At 66.9% G+C, this 16,654-nt stretch carries 21 protein-coding genes; 12 read left to right on the top strand and 9 right to left on the bottom strand.

Annotation, left to right across the window (positions count from 1 at the left end; translation table 11 throughout):
- Window positions 1-227 precede the first annotated feature (227 nt).
- The 3 genes from B9N97_RS21355 to B9N97_RS21345 are packed head-to-tail and all read right to left on the bottom strand — an operon-like array spanning window position 228 to window position 2,261.
- Window positions 228-737, bottom strand: coding sequence for a flagellar basal-body protein (locus B9N97_RS21355; RefSeq protein ID WP_085089747.1), 510 nt, complete (start codon window positions 735-737; stop codon window positions 228-230).
- Window positions 730-1,113, bottom strand: a complete 384-nt coding sequence (locus B9N97_RS21350) for a rod-binding protein (RefSeq protein ID WP_244560826.1) — start codon at window positions 1,111-1,113, stop codon at window positions 730-732. Before B9N97_RS21350 ends, B9N97_RS21355 begins: the two co-directional genes overlap by 8 nt.
- A 5-nt stretch (window positions 1,114-1,118) precedes the next feature.
- A complete protein-coding gene (locus tag B9N97_RS21345; protein WP_085089745.1) occupies window positions 1,119-2,261 on the bottom strand; it encodes a flagellar basal body P-ring protein FlgI in 1,143 nt (380 codons plus the stop codon).
- Between the two features lie 230 nt (window positions 2,262-2,491).
- Here B9N97_RS21345 and B9N97_RS21340 point away from each other — a divergent pair, with 230 nt between their 5' ends.
- Together B9N97_RS21340 and dksA are read left to right on the top strand one after the other, a co-directional pair.
- The gene (locus B9N97_RS21340) at window positions 2,492-2,917 is read left to right on the top strand and encodes a flagellar assembly protein FliX (RefSeq protein ID WP_085089744.1); all 426 of its coding nucleotides are present in this window, start codon (window positions 2,492-2,494) and stop codon (window positions 2,915-2,917) included.
- Window positions 2,918-3,189: 272 nt separating this feature from the next.
- Window positions 3,190-3,609 (top strand): RNA polymerase-binding protein DksA, encoded by a 420-nt coding sequence (gene dksA / locus B9N97_RS21335; RefSeq protein WP_012974451.1) that lies wholly within the window; start codon window positions 3,190-3,192, stop codon window positions 3,607-3,609.
- A gap of 128 nt (window positions 3,610-3,737) precedes the next feature.
- Here the strand turns inward: dksA and ybaL are convergent, their stop codons facing one another.
- Window positions 3,738-5,435, bottom strand: a complete 1,698-nt coding sequence (ybaL, locus tag B9N97_RS21330) for a YbaL family putative K(+) efflux transporter (protein WP_085089743.1) — start codon at window positions 5,433-5,435, stop codon at window positions 3,738-3,740.
- Between the two features lie 127 nt (window positions 5,436-5,562).
- On the opposite strand from ybaL, the gene B9N97_RS21325 reads away from it, so the two are divergent.
- Together B9N97_RS21325 and B9N97_RS21320 are read left to right on the top strand one after the other, a co-directional pair.
- The gene (locus B9N97_RS21325; protein WP_085089742.1) at window positions 5,563-5,820 is read left to right on the top strand and encodes a helix-turn-helix transcriptional regulator; all 258 of its coding nucleotides are present in this window, start codon (window positions 5,563-5,565) and stop codon (window positions 5,818-5,820) included.
- 86 nt (window positions 5,821-5,906) lie between these two features.
- Window positions 5,907-6,125, top strand: coding sequence for a DUF6494 family protein (locus B9N97_RS21320; RefSeq protein WP_085089741.1), 219 nt, complete (start codon window positions 5,907-5,909; stop codon window positions 6,123-6,125).
- Between the two features lie 4 nt (window positions 6,126-6,129).
- Here B9N97_RS21320 and B9N97_RS21315 read toward each other — a convergent pair whose 3' ends face one another.
- A complete protein-coding gene (locus B9N97_RS21315; RefSeq protein ID WP_167393339.1) occupies window positions 6,130-7,206 on the bottom strand; it encodes an ATP-grasp domain-containing protein in 1,077 nt (358 codons plus the stop codon).
- Window positions 7,207-7,419: 213 nt separating this feature from the next.
- Between B9N97_RS21315 and B9N97_RS21310 the strand changes: the two genes are divergently transcribed.
- The 4 genes from B9N97_RS21310 to B9N97_RS21300 all read left to right on the top strand — a co-directional run bounded on the left by B9N97_RS21310 (window position 7,420) and on the right by B9N97_RS21300 (window position 9,405).
- Entirely contained in the window at window positions 7,420-7,566 is a 147-nt protein-coding gene (locus B9N97_RS21310; RefSeq protein ID WP_167393338.1) for a DUF1289 domain-containing protein, read from the top strand.
- Window positions 7,567-7,652: 86 nt separating this feature from the next.
- On the top strand, window positions 7,653-7,817 hold the full coding sequence (locus B9N97_RS35720) for a hypothetical protein (RefSeq protein ID WP_167393337.1): 165 nt from the start codon (window positions 7,653-7,655) through the stop codon (window positions 7,815-7,817).
- Between the two features lie 154 nt (window positions 7,818-7,971).
- Window positions 7,972-8,970 (top strand): linear amide C-N hydrolase, encoded by a 999-nt coding sequence (locus B9N97_RS21305; RefSeq protein ID WP_085089738.1) that lies wholly within the window; start codon window positions 7,972-7,974, stop codon window positions 8,968-8,970.
- A 243-nt stretch (window positions 8,971-9,213) separates the two neighbouring features.
- Complete coding sequence (locus B9N97_RS21300) at window positions 9,214-9,405, top strand: hypothetical protein (RefSeq protein WP_085089737.1); 192 nt, start codon at window positions 9,214-9,216, stop codon at window positions 9,403-9,405.
- Between the two features lie 217 nt (window positions 9,406-9,622).
- On the opposite strand, the gene flgH is transcribed toward B9N97_RS21300, so the two are convergent.
- The 4 genes from flgH to flgF are packed head-to-tail and all read right to left on the bottom strand — an operon-like array spanning window position 9,623 to window position 12,777.
- On the bottom strand, window positions 9,623-10,387 hold the full coding sequence (gene flgH, locus B9N97_RS21295; RefSeq protein WP_208621239.1) for a flagellar basal body L-ring protein FlgH: 765 nt from the start codon (window positions 10,385-10,387) through the stop codon (window positions 9,623-9,625).
- 13 nt (window positions 10,388-10,400) lie between these two features.
- Complete coding sequence (gene flgA, locus B9N97_RS21290) at window positions 10,401-11,177, bottom strand: flagellar basal body P-ring formation chaperone FlgA (RefSeq protein WP_085089736.1); 777 nt, start codon at window positions 11,175-11,177, stop codon at window positions 10,401-10,403.
- Window positions 11,178-11,237: 60 nt separating this feature from the next.
- On the bottom strand, window positions 11,238-12,023 hold the full coding sequence (gene flgG / locus B9N97_RS21285) for a flagellar basal-body rod protein FlgG (RefSeq protein ID WP_085089735.1): 786 nt from the start codon (window positions 12,021-12,023) through the stop codon (window positions 11,238-11,240).
- 31 nt (window positions 12,024-12,054) lie between these two features.
- Window positions 12,055-12,777: a flagellar basal-body rod protein FlgF gene (gene flgF, locus B9N97_RS21280; RefSeq protein ID WP_085089734.1), complete on the bottom strand. Its 723-nt coding sequence runs from the start codon at window positions 12,775-12,777 to the stop codon at window positions 12,055-12,057.
- Window positions 12,778-13,266: 489 nt separating this feature from the next.
- Between flgF and B9N97_RS21275 the strand changes: the two genes are divergently transcribed.
- The 4 genes from B9N97_RS21275 to B9N97_RS21260 are packed head-to-tail and all read left to right on the top strand — an operon-like array spanning window position 13,267 to window position 16,526.
- Window positions 13,267-13,821, top strand: a complete 555-nt coding sequence (locus B9N97_RS21275; protein ID WP_085089733.1) for a flagellar basal body-associated FliL family protein — start codon at window positions 13,267-13,269, stop codon at window positions 13,819-13,821.
- A gap of 28 nt (window positions 13,822-13,849) precedes the next feature.
- Window positions 13,850-14,923 (top strand): flagellar motor switch protein FliM, encoded by a 1,074-nt coding sequence (gene fliM / locus B9N97_RS21270; RefSeq protein ID WP_085089732.1) that lies wholly within the window; start codon window positions 13,850-13,852, stop codon window positions 14,921-14,923.
- Window positions 14,920-15,564 carry a DUF6468 domain-containing protein gene (locus B9N97_RS21265; RefSeq protein WP_085089731.1) on the top strand — a complete coding sequence of 215 codons (645 nt, stop codon included), beginning with the start codon at window positions 14,920-14,922 and terminating at the stop codon, window positions 15,562-15,564. The genes fliM and B9N97_RS21265 overlap by 4 nt, the downstream gene beginning before the upstream one ends.
- A complete protein-coding gene (locus tag B9N97_RS21260) occupies window positions 15,561-16,526 on the top strand; it encodes a MotE family protein (RefSeq protein ID WP_085089730.1) in 966 nt (321 codons plus the stop codon). The genes B9N97_RS21265 and B9N97_RS21260 overlap by 4 nt, the downstream gene beginning before the upstream one ends.
- Window positions 16,527-16,654 lie beyond the last annotated feature (128 nt).

Raw genomic sequence — 16,654 nt, 5'->3', positions numbered from 1 at the left:
CAACAGGCGGGCCAGTTGCGACCCCAAGCCATCGGGCCATCCATACGGTGCAGGGCGGCAGTTCCCGCCCCATGGCGCGCGTCCGACCGGCAATTTCCGCCGGGTGCGGGGCCTTTCTTGCCGCAGCAGCCCGATCGTGAGGAAAAGCCCCAAAGAAAAAGGCCGCCCCTGTGGAGAGAGGCGGCCGTCCGAAAGATCTCGGCAGTCACGGATGAAGGCTGTTCGGATCAGAGCCGGGTGTTCAGCGCCGCCGAGGTGCGCGGCCCGCTGGGCGTCGGGGAATAGCCGCGGCCCCCGCCCATGTGGGCGGCATAGGCGGTGGTCGGCGCCTTCTGCTGGCGGGTGATGACGGTGACGACGGTGTCGACCATCACCTTCTGCGCCTCGCCGCCGATGCGCAGGGCCTCCGCATTGTCGGCGGTGGCGGCATAGAGCCTGCCGGTCGCATCCTTCAGCGCGGTCTTCAGCTCCTGCGGCAAACCCATCAGCCCGTCGCGGTCGACGCGCAGCATGCGGCTGATCTCTTCATAGACCAGCGTCATCGGCTGCTTGTCCTTGACGATCTGCGCCAACTCCTTGGCCGGGCGGCGGGCACGCACGGCTGCGGCCTCGCGCTCCAGCAGGGCGGTCAGGCGGCCCATCAGCTCGACCAGCGCCACCGCGCGTTCCTGCGCGTTCTTCGGCAGGTTGGCGGCCGGCTTTGCCGGCTGGGGGAAACGGACGTCGACCTTATCCATGGCTGGCCTCCTGGGCGCGAAGAAGCTCTGCGTAAACCTGCTTGGCGATGCCGAAGCCGCCGCGCTGGGTGATCTGCTTGCCGAACTGCTCGACCAGCATCGGCCGGAACATTTCCTCGCCGCGCCCGCCGCCGAAGGTCTCGTCGGTCTCGATCCCCTCGAACATCGGGCTCAGCATCTGCGACACGAACTGGCTCTCGAACTCGTTGGCGGACTTGCGCAGCTGGGCAAGCTTTGCCGGGTCGGTCTTGGCCTCCAGATCGGAAATCTTTGCCAGGGTGCGCACGCCGAACCCGGCGGCCTGGGCACGCTCCACCAGTGAAGAGGCTGGCGAGGCGCTGCGCGGGGCCGAAGCGGCGGAAAGGGCGGGGCTCATGGACATCAGATCACCTCGATCTCGGCTTGCAGGGCTCCGGCGGCCTTGATCGACTGGAGAATGGCGATCATGTCCCGCGGACCCACTCCAAGCGCATTCAAGGATTGTACCAACTCCTGCAAGGTCACCCCGGAATTCATCACGGCGAGGCGGTTGTTGGACTGTTCGTCGACCTGGATGTCGGTGCGCGGCACCACCGCGGTCTGGCCCTGGCTGAAGGGGCCGGGCTGGCTGACCTGAGGGGTTTCCGTGATGCGGATGGTCAGGTTGCCCTGGGCGATGGCGACGGTGGAGATGCGCACATTCTCGCCCATCACGATCACGCCGGACTTTTCGTCCACCACCACGCGGGCGACCTGATCGGGGGTGATGCGCAGCTGTTCGATCTCCGTCACCAGCCCCACCACGTCGCCGCGACGCGACTCCGGTACGTTGATGAGGACGGAGGACGGATCGGTCGCCTGGGCGCGGTTGCCGCGCAGCTGGATGTTGATTGCGGTCGCCACCCGCTGGGCGGTGGTGAAGTCCGGATTGCGCAAGGACAGCCGCAGCACCGGCAACTCGGCCAGCGAGAACTGGATTTCCCGCTCCACGATGGCGCCGGAGGAGATGCGGCCGGAGGTCGGCACGCCGCGGGTCACGCTGGCGCCCTGACCCTGGGCGGTGAAGCCCGAGACCGCGATCGGCCCCTGGGCCACCGCATAGACCTCGCCGTCGGCGCCCATCATCGGGGTGACCAGCAGGGTGCCGCCCAGCAGGCTCTTGGAGTCGCCCATCGCCGACACGGTCACGTCGATGCGCGTGCCCTGTGCGGCATAGGCGCCCAGCGTCGCCGTCACCATCACCGCCGCCACGTTCTTGGTGCGCAGGTTGGTGCCGCGGGTGTTGACACCCATCCGTTCCAGCATGCCGGTCAGGCTCTGCTCGGTGAAGGGCGAGTTGTTCAGGCTGTCGCCGGTGCCGTTCAGACCCACCACGAGGCCATAGCCGATCAGCATGTTGTCGCGCACGCCCTCGACATCCACGATGTCCTTGATACGGGCGGACGCGGCCAGTGCCGGTGCGGCCGGGGTCCCGAACGCCAGCAGGGCGGTCAGCACGGCCAGGACGGCGCGGCGGCGCAGAAGGCGAAGGGTGGTGGAAATCATGACGCGGACACTCCTGAACTCGTGCCCGTCCCTATACAAACGCCGTGCCAGATGCCGAAAACGGCGGCCTTCTGCTCATGTCCTGAAAAACGCCCGGGAAATGGCGCCTTTCGGTCACAGCCGGTCGGCAAATTTTGCCCGATTGCGGCAAACCTTGACCGGATGTTAAGGTTGGTCCATCTACAGTGCGCGCGTTTACGCATCCTTTACTGCAAACGGTTGCACGGATCATGAAAGTCGAAGGCTCCGGTAACATACGCGGCAGCGGTTCGGTACGCCGCACCGGCAAGTCCGAAGGCTCGTCCGGCGCCGCGTTCTCCAAGCAATTGGTGGGGGAGGCGGGCTCGGCCCATGGCGTCAGCGGCACCGCCGCCACGGCCGGGGTTTCGGGCGTGCTGGCCCTGCAGGAGGTCGACGCGACCGACGACGCCACCGCGCGTGCGTCGCGCGGCAAGATGCGGGCGGAGGAGATGCTCGACCGGCTGGAGGAAATCCAGCACGGCCTGCTGTCCGGTACCCTGTCGATGCAGAAGCTGGTCGATCTGGCGAAGGTGGTGCAGACGCGCCGTGCCCAGGTCGACGATCCCGGTCTTGCCGAAATCCTGGACGAGATCGATCTGCGGGCGCAGGTCGAATTGGCGAAGCTTACCTCCTGAGTCCTCTCGAGCAGTTGGGCCGATGCCCCGTGGCCGTTCGGCGGCAGTCTGGCGGGGCAGGGCGCGGCCCGACCCGTGGCGCCATGACCGACGGGTCACATGCCCCGATGGGGTAGCGGTACGGCGCGGCCAATGTGCCACTCTGACAAATCTTTTTTATTCCAAGGGCTTGTTTGGTCGTTTTAGGGGCGAACCAATGGGTTGCGGTCGCGCCGTGGCGTGCCTATACTCCGCGCCGCCCGGATCACCCCTTTTTCGCTGGATGCTTTCGGATGACGTCGCCGCTTCTGCCCCAGAACTATTCCCCGTCGGAAGACGAGGAGTTCATGAACCCGATCATGCGGGAGTATTTCCGCCAGAAGCTGCTGCGCTGGCGCGCCGAGCTTCTTGCGGAATCGACCGGCACGCTGAACAGCCTCCAGGAAGGCGGTATCCAGGAACCGGATATCGCCGACCGCGCCTCGGCGGAGACCGACCGCGCGCTGGAACTGCGCACCCGTGACCGCGAACGCAAGCTGATCTCCAAGATCGACGCCGCGCTGGAGCGTCTGGTCGACGGCAGCTACGGCTATTGCGAGGAGACGGGCGATCCCATCTCCGTGCGCCGGCTGGATGCCCGTCCGATCGCGACGCTGAGCCTGGAGGCCCAGGAGCGTCACGAGCGGATGGAACGGACCCAGCGCGACGACTGACGCCGCGCCGTCTTCTGGTGGATCACGGCCTTCCCGGCGCCTGTCGCCGGGTCGGGGGACGTGCGTTTCGCCGGAAGTAGCACCGACGGATTCGAAAGCGCCGGTCCCCGACCGGCGCTTTCGTCGTTTCAGGTCGCCGCCAGCACGCCGGCTCCATCGGCCTCGTCCCCGTCCCCATCACCAGCGGCGTGGCCGGCATAGTCGATCATCCGTCGGGCGATCTCGCGCTCGCCCATGAAGACGGCGTCGGCGCCGGTGCGGTCGAGATGGGCCACGGCCTCGTCGCTGTGGGCGCGGGCGGCGATGGCGATGGACGGATTCACCGATCGGGCCTGCTGGACGACACCGCCGCCCTCCAGCGCGTCGGGAACCGTGACCAGCAGCAGCGAGGCACCCTGTACCCCGGCGCGCTCCAGGATTCCGGCGGCATTGGCATTGCCGTAGATCGCCCGCACGCCCGCCGCCTGCAGGCTCTTCACCCGTTCACGTTGAAGGTCGATCACCACCAGCGGCCGGTCTTCCGCCAGCAGAGCCTGCGTGACGTAGCGGCCGACACGCCCATGGCCGACGACGATGACATGGCCGCTCAAGGCTTGGTAATCGCGCAGTTCCGGCGCTGTGTCGGCCGGCGGCAGCGGCTCCGCCTCGTCCGGGAACAGGCGCTGGACCGCGGCGAACAGCAGCGGGTTGGCGGTGATCGACAGCAGGGCGCCCGCCAGGATCAGACCCTGGCCCTCTTCCGGCAGGATGCCGAGTTGCATGCCCAGCGCCACCAGGATGAAGGAGAATTCGCCGATCTGCGCCAGACTGACCGCCACCGTCACCGCGGTGCGCAGCGGATAACGGAACAGCAGAACCAGACCGAAGGCAGCCACCGACTTGCCCAGCAGGATGATCGCCAGCGTCGCCAGGACCGCCCAGGGCGACCGGGTCAGCACCGCCGGGTCGAACAGCATACCGACCGACACGAAGAACAGCACGGCGAAGGCGTCCTGCAGGGGCAGGGTCTGTTCCGCCGCCCGGTGGCTGAGGTCGGATTCGTTCAGCACCATCCCGGCGAAGAAGGCGCCCAGCGCGAAGGACACGCTGAACAGGGTGGCGGAGCCATAGGCGATGCCGAGCGCCAATGCCAGCACGCACAGGGTGAACAGTTCGCGCGAGCCGGTGCGGGCGATGCGGTCCAGCACCCAGGGCACGACCCGCCGGCCGCCGACCAGCATCAGGGCGACGAACAGCGCCACCTTTCCCAGCGTCCACGCCAGCGACAACAGCACCTCGCCGTCCATCCCGCCGCCGCTTTCCAGCATGCGGGATACCGGCGGCAGCAGCACCAGCGCCAGCACCATCGCCAGATCCTCGACGATCAGCCAGCCGATGGCGATCCGCCCCCGTTCGGTCCGGAACAGGTTCAACTGCTCCAGCGCGCGCAGCAGCACCACCGTGCTGGCCACCGACAGGGCCAGCCCGAACACCAGCCCGGCTGCCAGACTCCAGCCCAGGAAACTGGCCAATCCCCAACCCATCGCCGTCGCGATGGCGATCTGCACCACCGCGCCGGGCACTGCGATCGCCCGTACCTTCATCAGGTCGTCCAGCGAGAAATGCAGCCCCACGCCGAACATCAGCAGGATCACCCCGATCTCCGCCAACTGCGACGCCAGCTGCATGTCGCCGACGAAGCCCGGGGTGAAGGGGCCGATTGCGACGCCGGCAAGCAGATATCCCACCAGCGGCGACAGGCGCAGCCGGTGGGCCAAGGCGCCAAAGACGAAGGCCAGGACGATGGCGGCCACCATGGTGGCGATCAGGGGGACGTGATGGGGCATGCGGCGGCATCTCCGGCGGCGGGGGGAAGGGCGCGGAAGGAGCTTGGATTCCGGGGTGGTCATGCACATATTGTGGTGGAAATGACCAACTTCAACGCTTATGGCGGAGCTTTTTCCGGAGAAAAATATGCCCACGAAAGGTGTTTTGACTCCGGGGCTGTGCCGTGCGGCCCGCGGCTTCCTGGACTGGACGCAGGAGGAGCTTGCCGAACGGGCGACGGTGTCCCGCGGGACCATCCGCGACTTCGAAAAGGGGCGCCATGCCCTGCACCGAAGCACCGAAACCCTGCTGGCCACGGCCTTCACCGCCGCCGGCCTTCTGCTGGTCACGCGGGAGGACGGGGGGCCGGGCGTGCTCCATCCCGGCGAGCCGCCGCCAGAATAGGGGACGGCTGCCCCATGGAACCAACGCCGCTTTGCAGGGGTTCGGAACGGAACGCTCGACAGCGGTTCCCAATTCGGAGGCCGGACATGGACAACGAGATCTTCAACCTCGACCTGCGCAAATTCCTCAAGCAGGTCGGCGTCACCTCCCAGCGGGAGATCGAACTGGCGGTCGGCCGCGCGCTGGCGGAAGGCAAGCTGGACGGGATGAAGTCCCTGCCGGTCCGCATGGTGCTGACGGTGGACGGTATCGACCTGACGCACGAGGTTACCGGCGAACTGTCGCTGGACCAGCCGCCGCAATGACCGGTCAGGCGGGGTGCAACTGTGGCGTGATGTTCAGGATCGCCGCGGTCATCCGCCGTTCGGTCCAAGGCACATCGTGGTGGGCGGCGGTCAGAAAACGGCTGTTGGCATCGCGGGCCCATTCCGCCGGGAACAGGGCAACCGTCTTGCCGGGGGTCCGGCCGAACATGCCTTCATAGGGCCGGCCGTCCAGCGCGCAGGCCATCGCCCGGCACAGGTCGCTGCCCGCCAGACTGCCGAGATGGGTGGTCTGGGTCGGGCGGGCGTTGAACTCCAGGAAAACGGGCGGGCCGCCGTCCTCCGGCAGGATGGCGTCGATGCCGCCAAAGCCGGAGTAGCGCGTCAGCTCCACCATGCTGCGGGCCATCTCCATCAAAGGCGGAAGGTCAGCCAATTCGATCACCGAGGCGGGGCCGAAGGGCTCCGGCTGGTGCTGCAGGACGGTATAGGCGAACCCCTCCAGCATCCGTCCGTCCAGCGCGCAGAACGACACCGACGCCGCCCGCCCGCGCACGAACTCCTGCGCGACGAGCCGCCGGCCGGCTGGAAACGCGCTCGTCTGTTCCAGTTCTGCCACCATAACGGTGGCGTGCCGGGCGTCGGATGCCAGAAAAACCCCGCGGCCCGCGGAACTGCCGTCATATTTCAGCAGAAGCGGTGCGCCGAGCCCGGACAGGTCGTTTGAGCCGAGGCGCCGTGGATCGACCAGGACCTGACGTGGCGTCCGAATGCCGGCCTCCGCCGCGAGTTCCACGCAGCGCGAGCGCGCCTCTTCCCAGCAGACGTCGCCGTACCAGCCCTGGAGGAAGCGTAGCCTGCGTGCATCGGCGCTGTCCCCCGCCAGCCGTTCGAGCAGGCGGCCGGCCAAGCCGAGCACCCGGACAGCGCTTTCCTCGCAACCGATGACGATGTCCGCACCCAGTTGTGCCGCCGCACGCGCGGCAGTGACCGTCAGGTCGTCGACCGGCATTCCCGCGGCGAACGGATGCCTGCCGTCGACATGATCGCTGAACTCGAGCAGGGAATTCCGGGGGAAGATGGCAAAGACGCGAAATCCTGCCGCTTTCAGCGCGGCGGGCATTCTTGCGGTGCCGTGACGATACATCGCGCAGGACACCAGCAATGCCGTTGGCATACGAAACTTCGCGGGGAGTGGATAGAGAGGATGCTTTATACCCTAAGCATCCTGACCGCAACCCATTCCGCCTATGCCTCCACCCCCGACACTTGAGATCAAAACTGCTTTCCGATAGGGATGGGTCCGCACCGCCAACCGTAGGGAATGCCCACTGCCATGAGCGACGATCCCGATTGCCTGGGCATGTGTGCCATCGACCGCGACGTCTGCACCGGCTGCGGCCGCACGCTTGACCAGATCAATGCGGCCCTCGACCGTGCCGATGGCGAAAGCGACGCCGAGACCGGTCGGTCGGCCGGCTGAGGTCCCCGGCCTTCTCCCGCGACGATCTCCGGCCGCCGCTGTTTCCTCCTCATCGCCAGTCGGAAGAACGACCGAGGAGCAGCAAGATGGCCGACCAGCCCAACCAGAATCCAGCCGACGCCGACCGCAGCGAAACGCCGCAGAAGCCTGCCGATGCCGGAAAGGCCGGTGGCGGCAAGATCAGCCGGGTCACCGAGAAGGCCCAGGAAGAGGCGGCCAAGGACCGTGCCCGCGAAGGCGGCTACCAGTAGGTGGCAGCCTTCCCAAGGCAAGACGGCCCGGCTCCCGATGCAGGAGGCCGGGCTGTTTCTTTTTGAATGGTATGCAGTCCAGAATATTTTTGAAAGCGATTGTCGCGTTGATATTTTCCCGTTGTGAGAGTCATTCAGACGGGGAAATACAACCATGTGCACGGATTTTCTGGTGGAGGCGGCTGATGGAACGGTCGTCAACGGCCGCAGCATGGAGTTCGGCATCGACCTGAAAGGCGCCCTGATCGTACGGGCGCCGGGCAAATCGGCCGGACTGGTGGGATGGCTGGAGGACAAGCTCCATCTGGTCCCGAAATACGGCTATGTCGGCGTGACCTCCTTCGGTCTGCCGATCTGCTCCGATGGCGTGAACAGCCAGGGCCTGTCCACCGGCGCGCTTTGGCTGCCCGGATCGGAGTATCAGGCGCCCGACGCCAAGGCGACGAACGTCTTCTGCGGGTTCTTCGTCGACTGGCTTCTGGGCAACTGCGCCACGGTGGCGGAGGTCCGGCAGGCGCTGGAAAGCGGCGCGATCCGGGTTGTCGGCGACCAGTGGGTGGCGAAGGCCGGGCCGCTGCATTTCCCGGTTCACGACGCCGCCGGCAACAGCATCGTCATCGAATTCCTCGGCGGCCAGCCGGTGATCAGCGAAAACCCGGTGAAGGTGCTGACCAATCTGCCGACCTTCCCCTGGCATCTGACCAATCTGCAGAACTATGTCAGCCTGACCCCCTGGGACGCTGACCCGATGACCGTCGGCGACCTGACCGTCTCCCGTCCCGGCCATGGGACCGGACTGGCCGGGCTTCCCGGAAACGCGACGCCGCCCGCCCGCTTCATCCGCACGGCTCTTCTGAAGCAGTTCGCCAACCAGCCCGCGACCGCGGCCGAGGCGCAGAGCCTTGCCTTCCACCTGCTGAACGCCGTCGATATCCCCAAGGGCACGGTGCGTGCCCGCAAATCCGACGGGACGGTGGAGTGCGATTATACCCAGTGGGTGGTGGTGAAGGATCTGACCAACCGCGTCCTCACCATCCGCATGGCCGCCTCTCCACTGCCCTGGAGCCTGGACCTGAAGACGGTGGATTTCGAGGGTATGAACAGCCGGCAGATCGCCGTTCCCGTGGCAATGGCCAATCCGCTGCCGGTGTAAAGACGAACCGCAAAATGTGGTGCTTGCGGCCTGGGGGTACGCCACTCTCCCCGTGACGGTCGGCAGCTTCGCTCCCACCGAACCGGACCGGCGTTTTCCCGGTTGTGGTTTTCCCGGTTGTCAGGGCCGCAAGCGCCATCAGCATGCGCGCTGAGATCGTGAAGCACGCAACAGCGGATTAATGTGGTGGTGCGTATGGTCATCCTCGTCCTGCCGATCATGGCTTGTCCGAGGAGATGAACGATGACGAGTGACCTCACCTTGTCCCAGAGCATCACCAACGCGGCTGATCTGATCGACTGCGTTGCCCAGCGCGAGGCTTACCGCCGGGCGACCGAACTTATCGGACCGGCCTTGGTGCGCATCGGCGGCAACATGGCGGTGGGCATGATGGACGGATTCACGGCGACATCCCGGCCGTCGCTGGAAGGCTGAACCGCCGCCGTGCTTGCCCGTTATCAGGAATGGACGGCCCGGCAACATCGCCCCGGCACAACCCACCGCGCGGCAGCAATTGCCGACCCGTCCGTATCGCGCCGAGCTTCCGACATCAATGCCGATGCCGGAGTTCACGACCACCTGCAACACGACCGGGCCACAGGGGAACTCCTCCCCCATGGCCCCGCTCCCGCCACCGTTAGGTCGGTCGTCCTCAGAACGGCATGATGATGTCGTACAGCTGCTGGCCGTAGCGCGGCTGCTGGACGTCGGTGATCTGGCCACGGCCGCCGTAGGAGATGCGGGCCTCGGCGATCTTCTCGTAGCTGATGGTGTTCTGGGCGGTGATGTCTTCCGGACGGATCACGCCGTGGATCTGCAGGTCGCGCAGCTCGTAGTTGACGCGGACCTCCTGGCGGCCCTGGATGACCAGATTGCCGTTGGGCAGGGACTGAACCACCAGCGCCGCCACCTTCAGGTCGATCTGCTCGTTGCGGTTCACCGAACCCTTGCCGTCGTTCGACGTGTCGCTCGACAGGTCCACCAGGCTGGAGGCCGAGGCGCCGGCCGGCAGGACGCGGCTCAGCGTGGCGCCTTCCAGGCCGAACAGGCTCGGCATGCCGGCCTTCTCGGTGTTGGCGCGCGACCGCTTGCTCTCGTTCGACAGCTTGGCTTGATCGGCGATGGAGATGTTGATCGTCAGGATGTCGCCGACCTTGGCCGCGCGCTGGTCCTTGAAGAAGGCCTTGGCGCCGGTCCGCCACAGCGAGTTCGGGTTGCGCTCCGTCGGCAGCGGGGTCGGCATCGGCAGGCTGATCGGCTGGTAGCCGGGCTTGGCCTGCGGGTCCTGGATGCTGGACATCTCCGGGGCCTTGCCGATGTCGGCGATGCGCGAGGCGGCGCCGCAGGCGGTCAGGGAGGTGGCGGCGGCGGCGACCATCGCGAAGCGGATCAGGCGGGCGGTCATGGTGGCGGACATTGGAGCTTTCTCCTTACTGCGCGATGGTGCCGGGCTTTGCCACGGCGACGACGTTGGGGCCTGCGACCGTCGCTTCGACGATCCGGTTGGATTGGGTGTTCACGACGCGGATGACCTCGCCCTTGCCGCCGTCCTGCAGGGCCTTGCCCTGGGTGGTCAGCGTCATGGACGGCGTCGACAAGGTGATGGTGACCATGGCGCCCTTGTCGACCATGCGCGGCGATTGCAGGTCGCGCAGGCGAACGGGCTGGTTGGTGGACACGCCGCGCTTCGGCGTCATGCCGATCAGTTGCGCGTCGGTGGCGGCGGTGTCGCTGGTGGTCTGGTCGGCGCGCATGTCCTGCCAGTCGATGTCGCCCGGGCCGATGATGTCGCCGGGCAGGACGCGGCGCGACAGCACCGGGATCTGCACCACGCCGAAGGCGCGGCCCGACACCGGCAGGCGGACCTGGCTGCCGGTCACCACGATCTCCGCGGCGAAGCGGCCCTGGACCGGGCTGTAATAGAGGTTTTCCACCGCCAGCCCGCCGGCGCCCTGCGGCGCGCGCAGTTCGACCGCGCGGTTGTCCAGCTCCATCTGCAGCCGGCCGGCGGTGATGACCCGCGACAGCGCATCCGACAGAACCGCCTCCACATGCGGCATGCCATAGACGACGTCGGGCGCCGGGGCCGCGACGCCAGCGGCCGGAACCGCAGCGACCGTGGCGGCCTGCACCGCGACCGGAGCGGTCAGCAGGGCGGCGCCGAGGATCAGGGCGGAGAAGCGACGGTTGGCGAGGTGGCGGATCATGGCGGTAATTCCCGATGTGAAGGCTGAAGCGAGGCGGCGCCCGGATTACTCCATGCGCCGTTACTTCATCTGGCTGGCCTGCTGCATCATCTCGTCGGTGGTCTTGATGACCTTGGAGTTCATCTCGTAGGCGCGCTGGGCGGTGATCAGGGTCGTGATCTCCTGCACCACGTTGACGTTCGAGGTCTCCAGCGCGCCCTGGGTGACGCGGCCGAAGCCGGGGGCGCCGGGGTTGCCGGTCACCGACTGGCCCGACGCGCCGGATTCCAGGAACAGGTTGTCGCCGGTGGCTTCCAGGCCGGCGGCGTTGGCGAAGGTGGCGAGCTGGAGCTGGCCGACATTCTGGGTGGCGGTCTGGCCGTCCAGCTTCACCAGCACCTCGCCCGACGAGTTGATCGAGATGTCGACGGCGTCGGTCGGGATGGTGATGTTCGGCTGGACCGGGTAGCCGTCGGCGGTGACGATCATGCCTTCCGGCGACAGCTTGAAGTTGCCGGCGCGGGTATAGGCGGTGTCGCCGCTGGGCAGCGTCACCTGGAAATAGCCCGATCCGTTGATCGCCACGTCCAACTTGTTGTCGGTGATGTTCAGGTTGCCCTGTTCCAGCACGCGGGCGACCGCGGCGACGCGGACGCCGGCGCCCACCTGCACGCCGGTCGGCACCACGGTGCCGGCATCCGACGAGGTCGAGCCGATGCGGCGGAAATTCTGGTACAGCAGGTCCTGGAACTCGGCCCGCTGCTTCTTGTAGCCGGTGGTGGTCGAGTTGGCGATGTTGTTGGAGATCGTCTCGACGTTGAGCTGCTGGGCGATCATGCCGGTGGCGCCGATGGCGAGGCTGCGCATTGTGGTCTTCTCCTCTCGTCGTCGGTCTGGTTCAGGCCGTCCGGCCCAGACGCTGGATCATCGTGCGGATACGCTCGTGCTCGTTTTCGATCATCCGCTGGGCGGACATGTACTGGCGCTGGATTTCGATCATCTGCGTCATCTCGACCACGGGCTTCACGTTAGAACCCTCAAGCAAACCCTGTGCCACTTTCGTCTCGGCCGGGGCGGGCTCCGGCTGCTCGTCGCTGACATACAGGCCGTTGCCGACCTCGGTCATCAACTGCTCGTTCTTGAAGGTGACGATGTTCAGCTTGCCGACCGGACCCAGTTCGGTGGCAACGGTGCCGTCGCCGCTGACCTTCACGTCGCTGGTGCCGGCCGGAATGGTGATGGGCTGGCCGTTGTTGGCCAGGACGGGCAGGCCGCCGGCATCCACCAGCTGGCGCTGGTCGTTCAGGCGGAAATTGCCGGCGCGGGTGTAGCGCGGGCCGCTGGCGGTATCGACGGTGAAGTATCCCTGGCCGGTCAGCGCCAGATCCAGCGGGTTGCCGGTCTGGGTCATGGCGCCGTTGGCGAGGTCGCGAACCACCGCGCGGTCCTGGACGAAGCTGACCTTCTCGTGCAGGCCGGGCTTTTCCAGGAATTCGGTGAACAGCATCCGCTGGTTCTTGTAGCCGGTCGTGTTCATGTTCGCGATGTTGTTCGACGTAACGTCCAGCTCGCGGCGCAACGCCATCTGGCGCGACAGGGCGACGTAGATCGAATTTTCCATCTTGCGGCCTCTTCACCTTGCGAACGGATCGGGCGACAGCGTCCGACCGGCGAAAAGGGTATTGCAGGCGGCGTGCCAACTCCGGGAAGTGCCGGAAATCCACGGAGTCCGGGCAAGTCGGGGGTGTTCCCGCCCGGTGGGGCAGGGGATGCCGGGCAGATTCTGCCGGGGTAGGAGCGCTCCTTGCCGGGTTGGACCGGGCAAGACTCTCCCGTACCCGCCGCATGGTCGGTGCGGCAGGGCGATGGACCGCGGTCCCACCGGTCCCAGGGGGGATTTCGGGCGGTCGCGGTCGGACTCCGGACGCGGAGTGCCGGGCAGACCCAATCAAGAACCGTGCCGAAATGGTGACAGGGGGCGGAAACCTGCCCGTCCGGGGCGGTCCATTCCCCACTCGAAAGGAGTTATTAACTATCCCAAAAGTAGCTTTGACCTGGTCAGGCGGGTGAAGCCTGAGCCGTTGCGCACCTCGAACGATCTCAGGATGTCATGGCTGCCGAAACCGACGCCGGCGAACTTTCGACCGACGGCCTGCCGCGAAAGAAATTCAGCGGCAAGAAGCTGGTCCTGTTCGTCGTTCTTCCCCTGGTCCTGCTGATCGGCGCCGGTGCCGGGGTCTATTTCTCCGGCCTGCTCGACAGCTTCCTGGGGAAGGAGAAGCCGGCGGAGGAGGGCGAACACGCCGCCGCCGCCGAGGGTGAGCACGGGGCGGAGCCCGGCAAGGCCGATCCGCATGCGGCACCGATCTTCTACGATCTGCCGGACATGCTGGTGAACCTGAACACCGGCAACAAGCGCCCGGCCTTCCTGAAGATCAAGATCTCCATCCAGCTGTCGAAGCCGGAGGATGTCGGTGCGGTGGAGCATGTGCTGCCGCGCATCATCGACAATTTCCAGGTCTACCTGCGCGAATTGCGGCTGGAGGATCTGCGCGGGTCGGCCGGCATGTACCGGCTGCGCCAGGAACTGCTTCTGCGCATCACCGCCGCCGCTTTTCCGGTGAAGGTGAAGGACGTGCTGTTCAAGGAAATGCTGGTCCAGTGAGGGCCCGGTCAGCTGGGGATAAGGGCCGATGAGCGACACCGGTGAACTGAGCGAAGAGGAACGGCTTGCCGCCGAATGGGCGGCATTGGCCGAGGACAGCGGCGATGTCGGCGACATGGGCGGCGGCGGGTCGACGCGCGTCCTGAACCAGGACGAGATCGACAGCCTGCTGGGCTTCGACCAGGGTGGCGCCGGCGACGGCGACAACTCCGGCATCATGGCGCTGGTGAATTCGGCGCTGGTCAACTACGAACGCCTGCCCATGCTGGAGGTGGTGTTCGACCGCCTCGTCCGCATGATGTCGACCTCTCTGCGCAACTTCACCTCCGACAACGTCGAGGTCAGTCTCGACCAGATTTCCTCGGTCCGTTTCGGCGATTACCTGAACTCCATCCCGCTGCCGGCCATGCTGTCGGTCTTCAAGGCGGAGGAGTGGGACAATTACGGCCTGATGGTCGTCGACTCCGCCCTGATCTATTCCATCGTCGACGTGCTGCTGGGCGGCCGGCGCGGCACGGCGGCGATGCGCATCGAAGGCCGGCCATACACCACCATCGAACGCAACCTCGTGGAACGCATGGTCCATGTGGTGCTGTCCGACCTGTCCGCCGCCTTCGATCCGCTGTCGCCCGTCACCTTCCGCTTCGACCGGCTGGAGACCAACCCGCGCTTCGCCACCATCGCGCGGCCGGCCAACGCGGCGGTGCTGGTCAAGCTGCGCATCGACATGGAGGATCGCGGCGGCCGGCTGGAGTTGATGATCCCCTACGCGACGCTGGAGCCGGTGCGTGAACTGCTGCTCCAGATGTTCATGGGCGAAAAGTTCGGCCGTGACTCGATCTGGGAAACCCACTTGGCCTCGGAACTGATGGTGACGGACGTAGACCTGTCGGCCGTGCTGGACGAGGTGACGATGACGCTGCACGACGTGCTGAACTGGCGCGTCGGCACCCGCATCCTGCTGAACGCCACCCCCGACGGCGCCATCGAGCTGCGCTGCGGCGACGTGTCGATGTTCCAGGGGCGGATGGGGCGTAAGGGCGGGCACATCGCCGTCCGCCTGGAAAAGGAACTGCCCAAGCAGGAGGTCATGAGGCTATGAGTCCGCTGGTCTCCATCATCATCGACGTCGTGATGGTCGGCCTGCTGGCCGCGACCATCGCCTACGCGATCATCCTGAACCGGCAGATCATCGCGCTGCGCGAGAGCCGCGGCGAGATGGCCGAGCTGATCCAGGGCCTGAACGACGCGATGGCGCGGGCGGAGACCGGTGTGCGCACGCTGAAAAAGGCGGCAAGCGACACCGGCGAGGACCTTCAGCGGACCGTCAACAAGGCGCAGACCCTGCGGGACGAGTTGGAGTTCATGATCGAGGCCGCCGACGCGCTGGCCAACCGGCTGGGCGGCGTCGGCGACCGCGATGGCGGCCGTGATGCCGGCCGGCGCGACAGCGGTGCTCGGCCGGCCGCAGTCGCCCCGGCGCTGGCGTCGCGCGCTCCTGCCAAGGCGCCGCTCGTTGCGCCGCGTCCGGCCCTTCGCAGCCTGCCGGTCGAGGACGACCACGACCATGACGACCACGCTCCTCCGCCGGCCCGGCTGGACGCGCCGCCGCGCCGCGCCGCCGCCCGAGCCGAACCGCCGACCGAGGTGCGCGACCCCATCACCCGGGATGGCGAGAGCCTGTCCAGGGCCGAACGTGAACTGCTGCAGGCGATCGAGAATGCCGGCAAGGGGCTTGGATGACCATGCGCACCAGTGACGGCAAGCCCAGCCCGGCGGGCGGCGAACCCAAGGTCGTGATCCGCCCGGCCGGCGCGGCGCCGACCGGCGTTCGCACCTCGCCCACGCTGGCCGCCCAGCAGGCGCAATTGCCGGCGGTGCGTCCCGCCGCCGGCAAGGTCCAGGCCAAGGCTACGGCGAAGAAGGGCAAGGCCAAGGCCCGCAAGCCGGCGACGCCCCGCGTTCCGCTGACCGAGCGGCTGCGCGCCCGCGCACGCAATTTCCGGTTCCGCCTTCTGCCGCTGACCATCTTCGTCGCGGTGATGATGCTGGGGGTGCGGGTCGGCGACCTGTGGCGCCTCGCCACCCATGACGCCCGCCTGCCGGACTTCCCGGTCACCTTCGCCCAGGGGCCGCAAAGTTCCACCCCGGCGACGCCGCCCTCCCAGATGCCCTCGGCCACGACCAAGCCGGCCGGCAAGGAAGCACCGCCGGCTCCCGGCGGGTCGAGCGGCCCGGCCGACGCCCCGGCGGCCAACGCGCCGCTGGCGCCGCTTGGTCCCATCGACAACCAGGAACTGCTGCAGCATTTCGCCGAGCGCCGTGCCGAGATCGAGCGCCGCACCAAGGAAATGGAACAGCGCGAAGCCCTGCTGGCCGCCGCCGAGAAGCGGATCGACCAGAAGGTGGCGGAGATGGAGAAGACCAAATCCGACATCCAGAAGCTGATGGCCCAGGGCGACCAGCAGCAGTCGGCGCAGCTCGACAGTCTGGTGAAGATCTACGAGACGATGAAACCCAAGGACGCCGCCCGCATCTTCGAGGAACTCGACATGCCGGTGCTGCTGGGCGTCATCCAGAAGATGAAGGAACAGAAGACCGCCCCGATCCTGGCGGCGATGGACCCGGTCAAGGCCAAGGAGGTCACCTCGGCGCTTGTGGAACGCCGCGTGCCGCTGTCGGCGACGGTCACGGCGCCGAAGTAAGTTCTATTCGGCGAGGTTAGACCCCCACCCTAACCCTCCCCCGCTGGGCGGGGGAGGGGACAAGTGCCTAGGCGGGAGAGTGGCGGCAGCCCCTCCACCGCCCAGCTCTCGCACAAAACTTCGCTTTG

It is taken from the genome of Azospirillum oryzae (genome assembly GCF_900177515.1).
GTDB lineage: Bacteria > Pseudomonadota > Alphaproteobacteria > Azospirillales > Azospirillaceae > Azospirillum > Azospirillum oryzae_A.
This window is presented reverse-complemented; position numbering and strand designations above follow the sequence as displayed.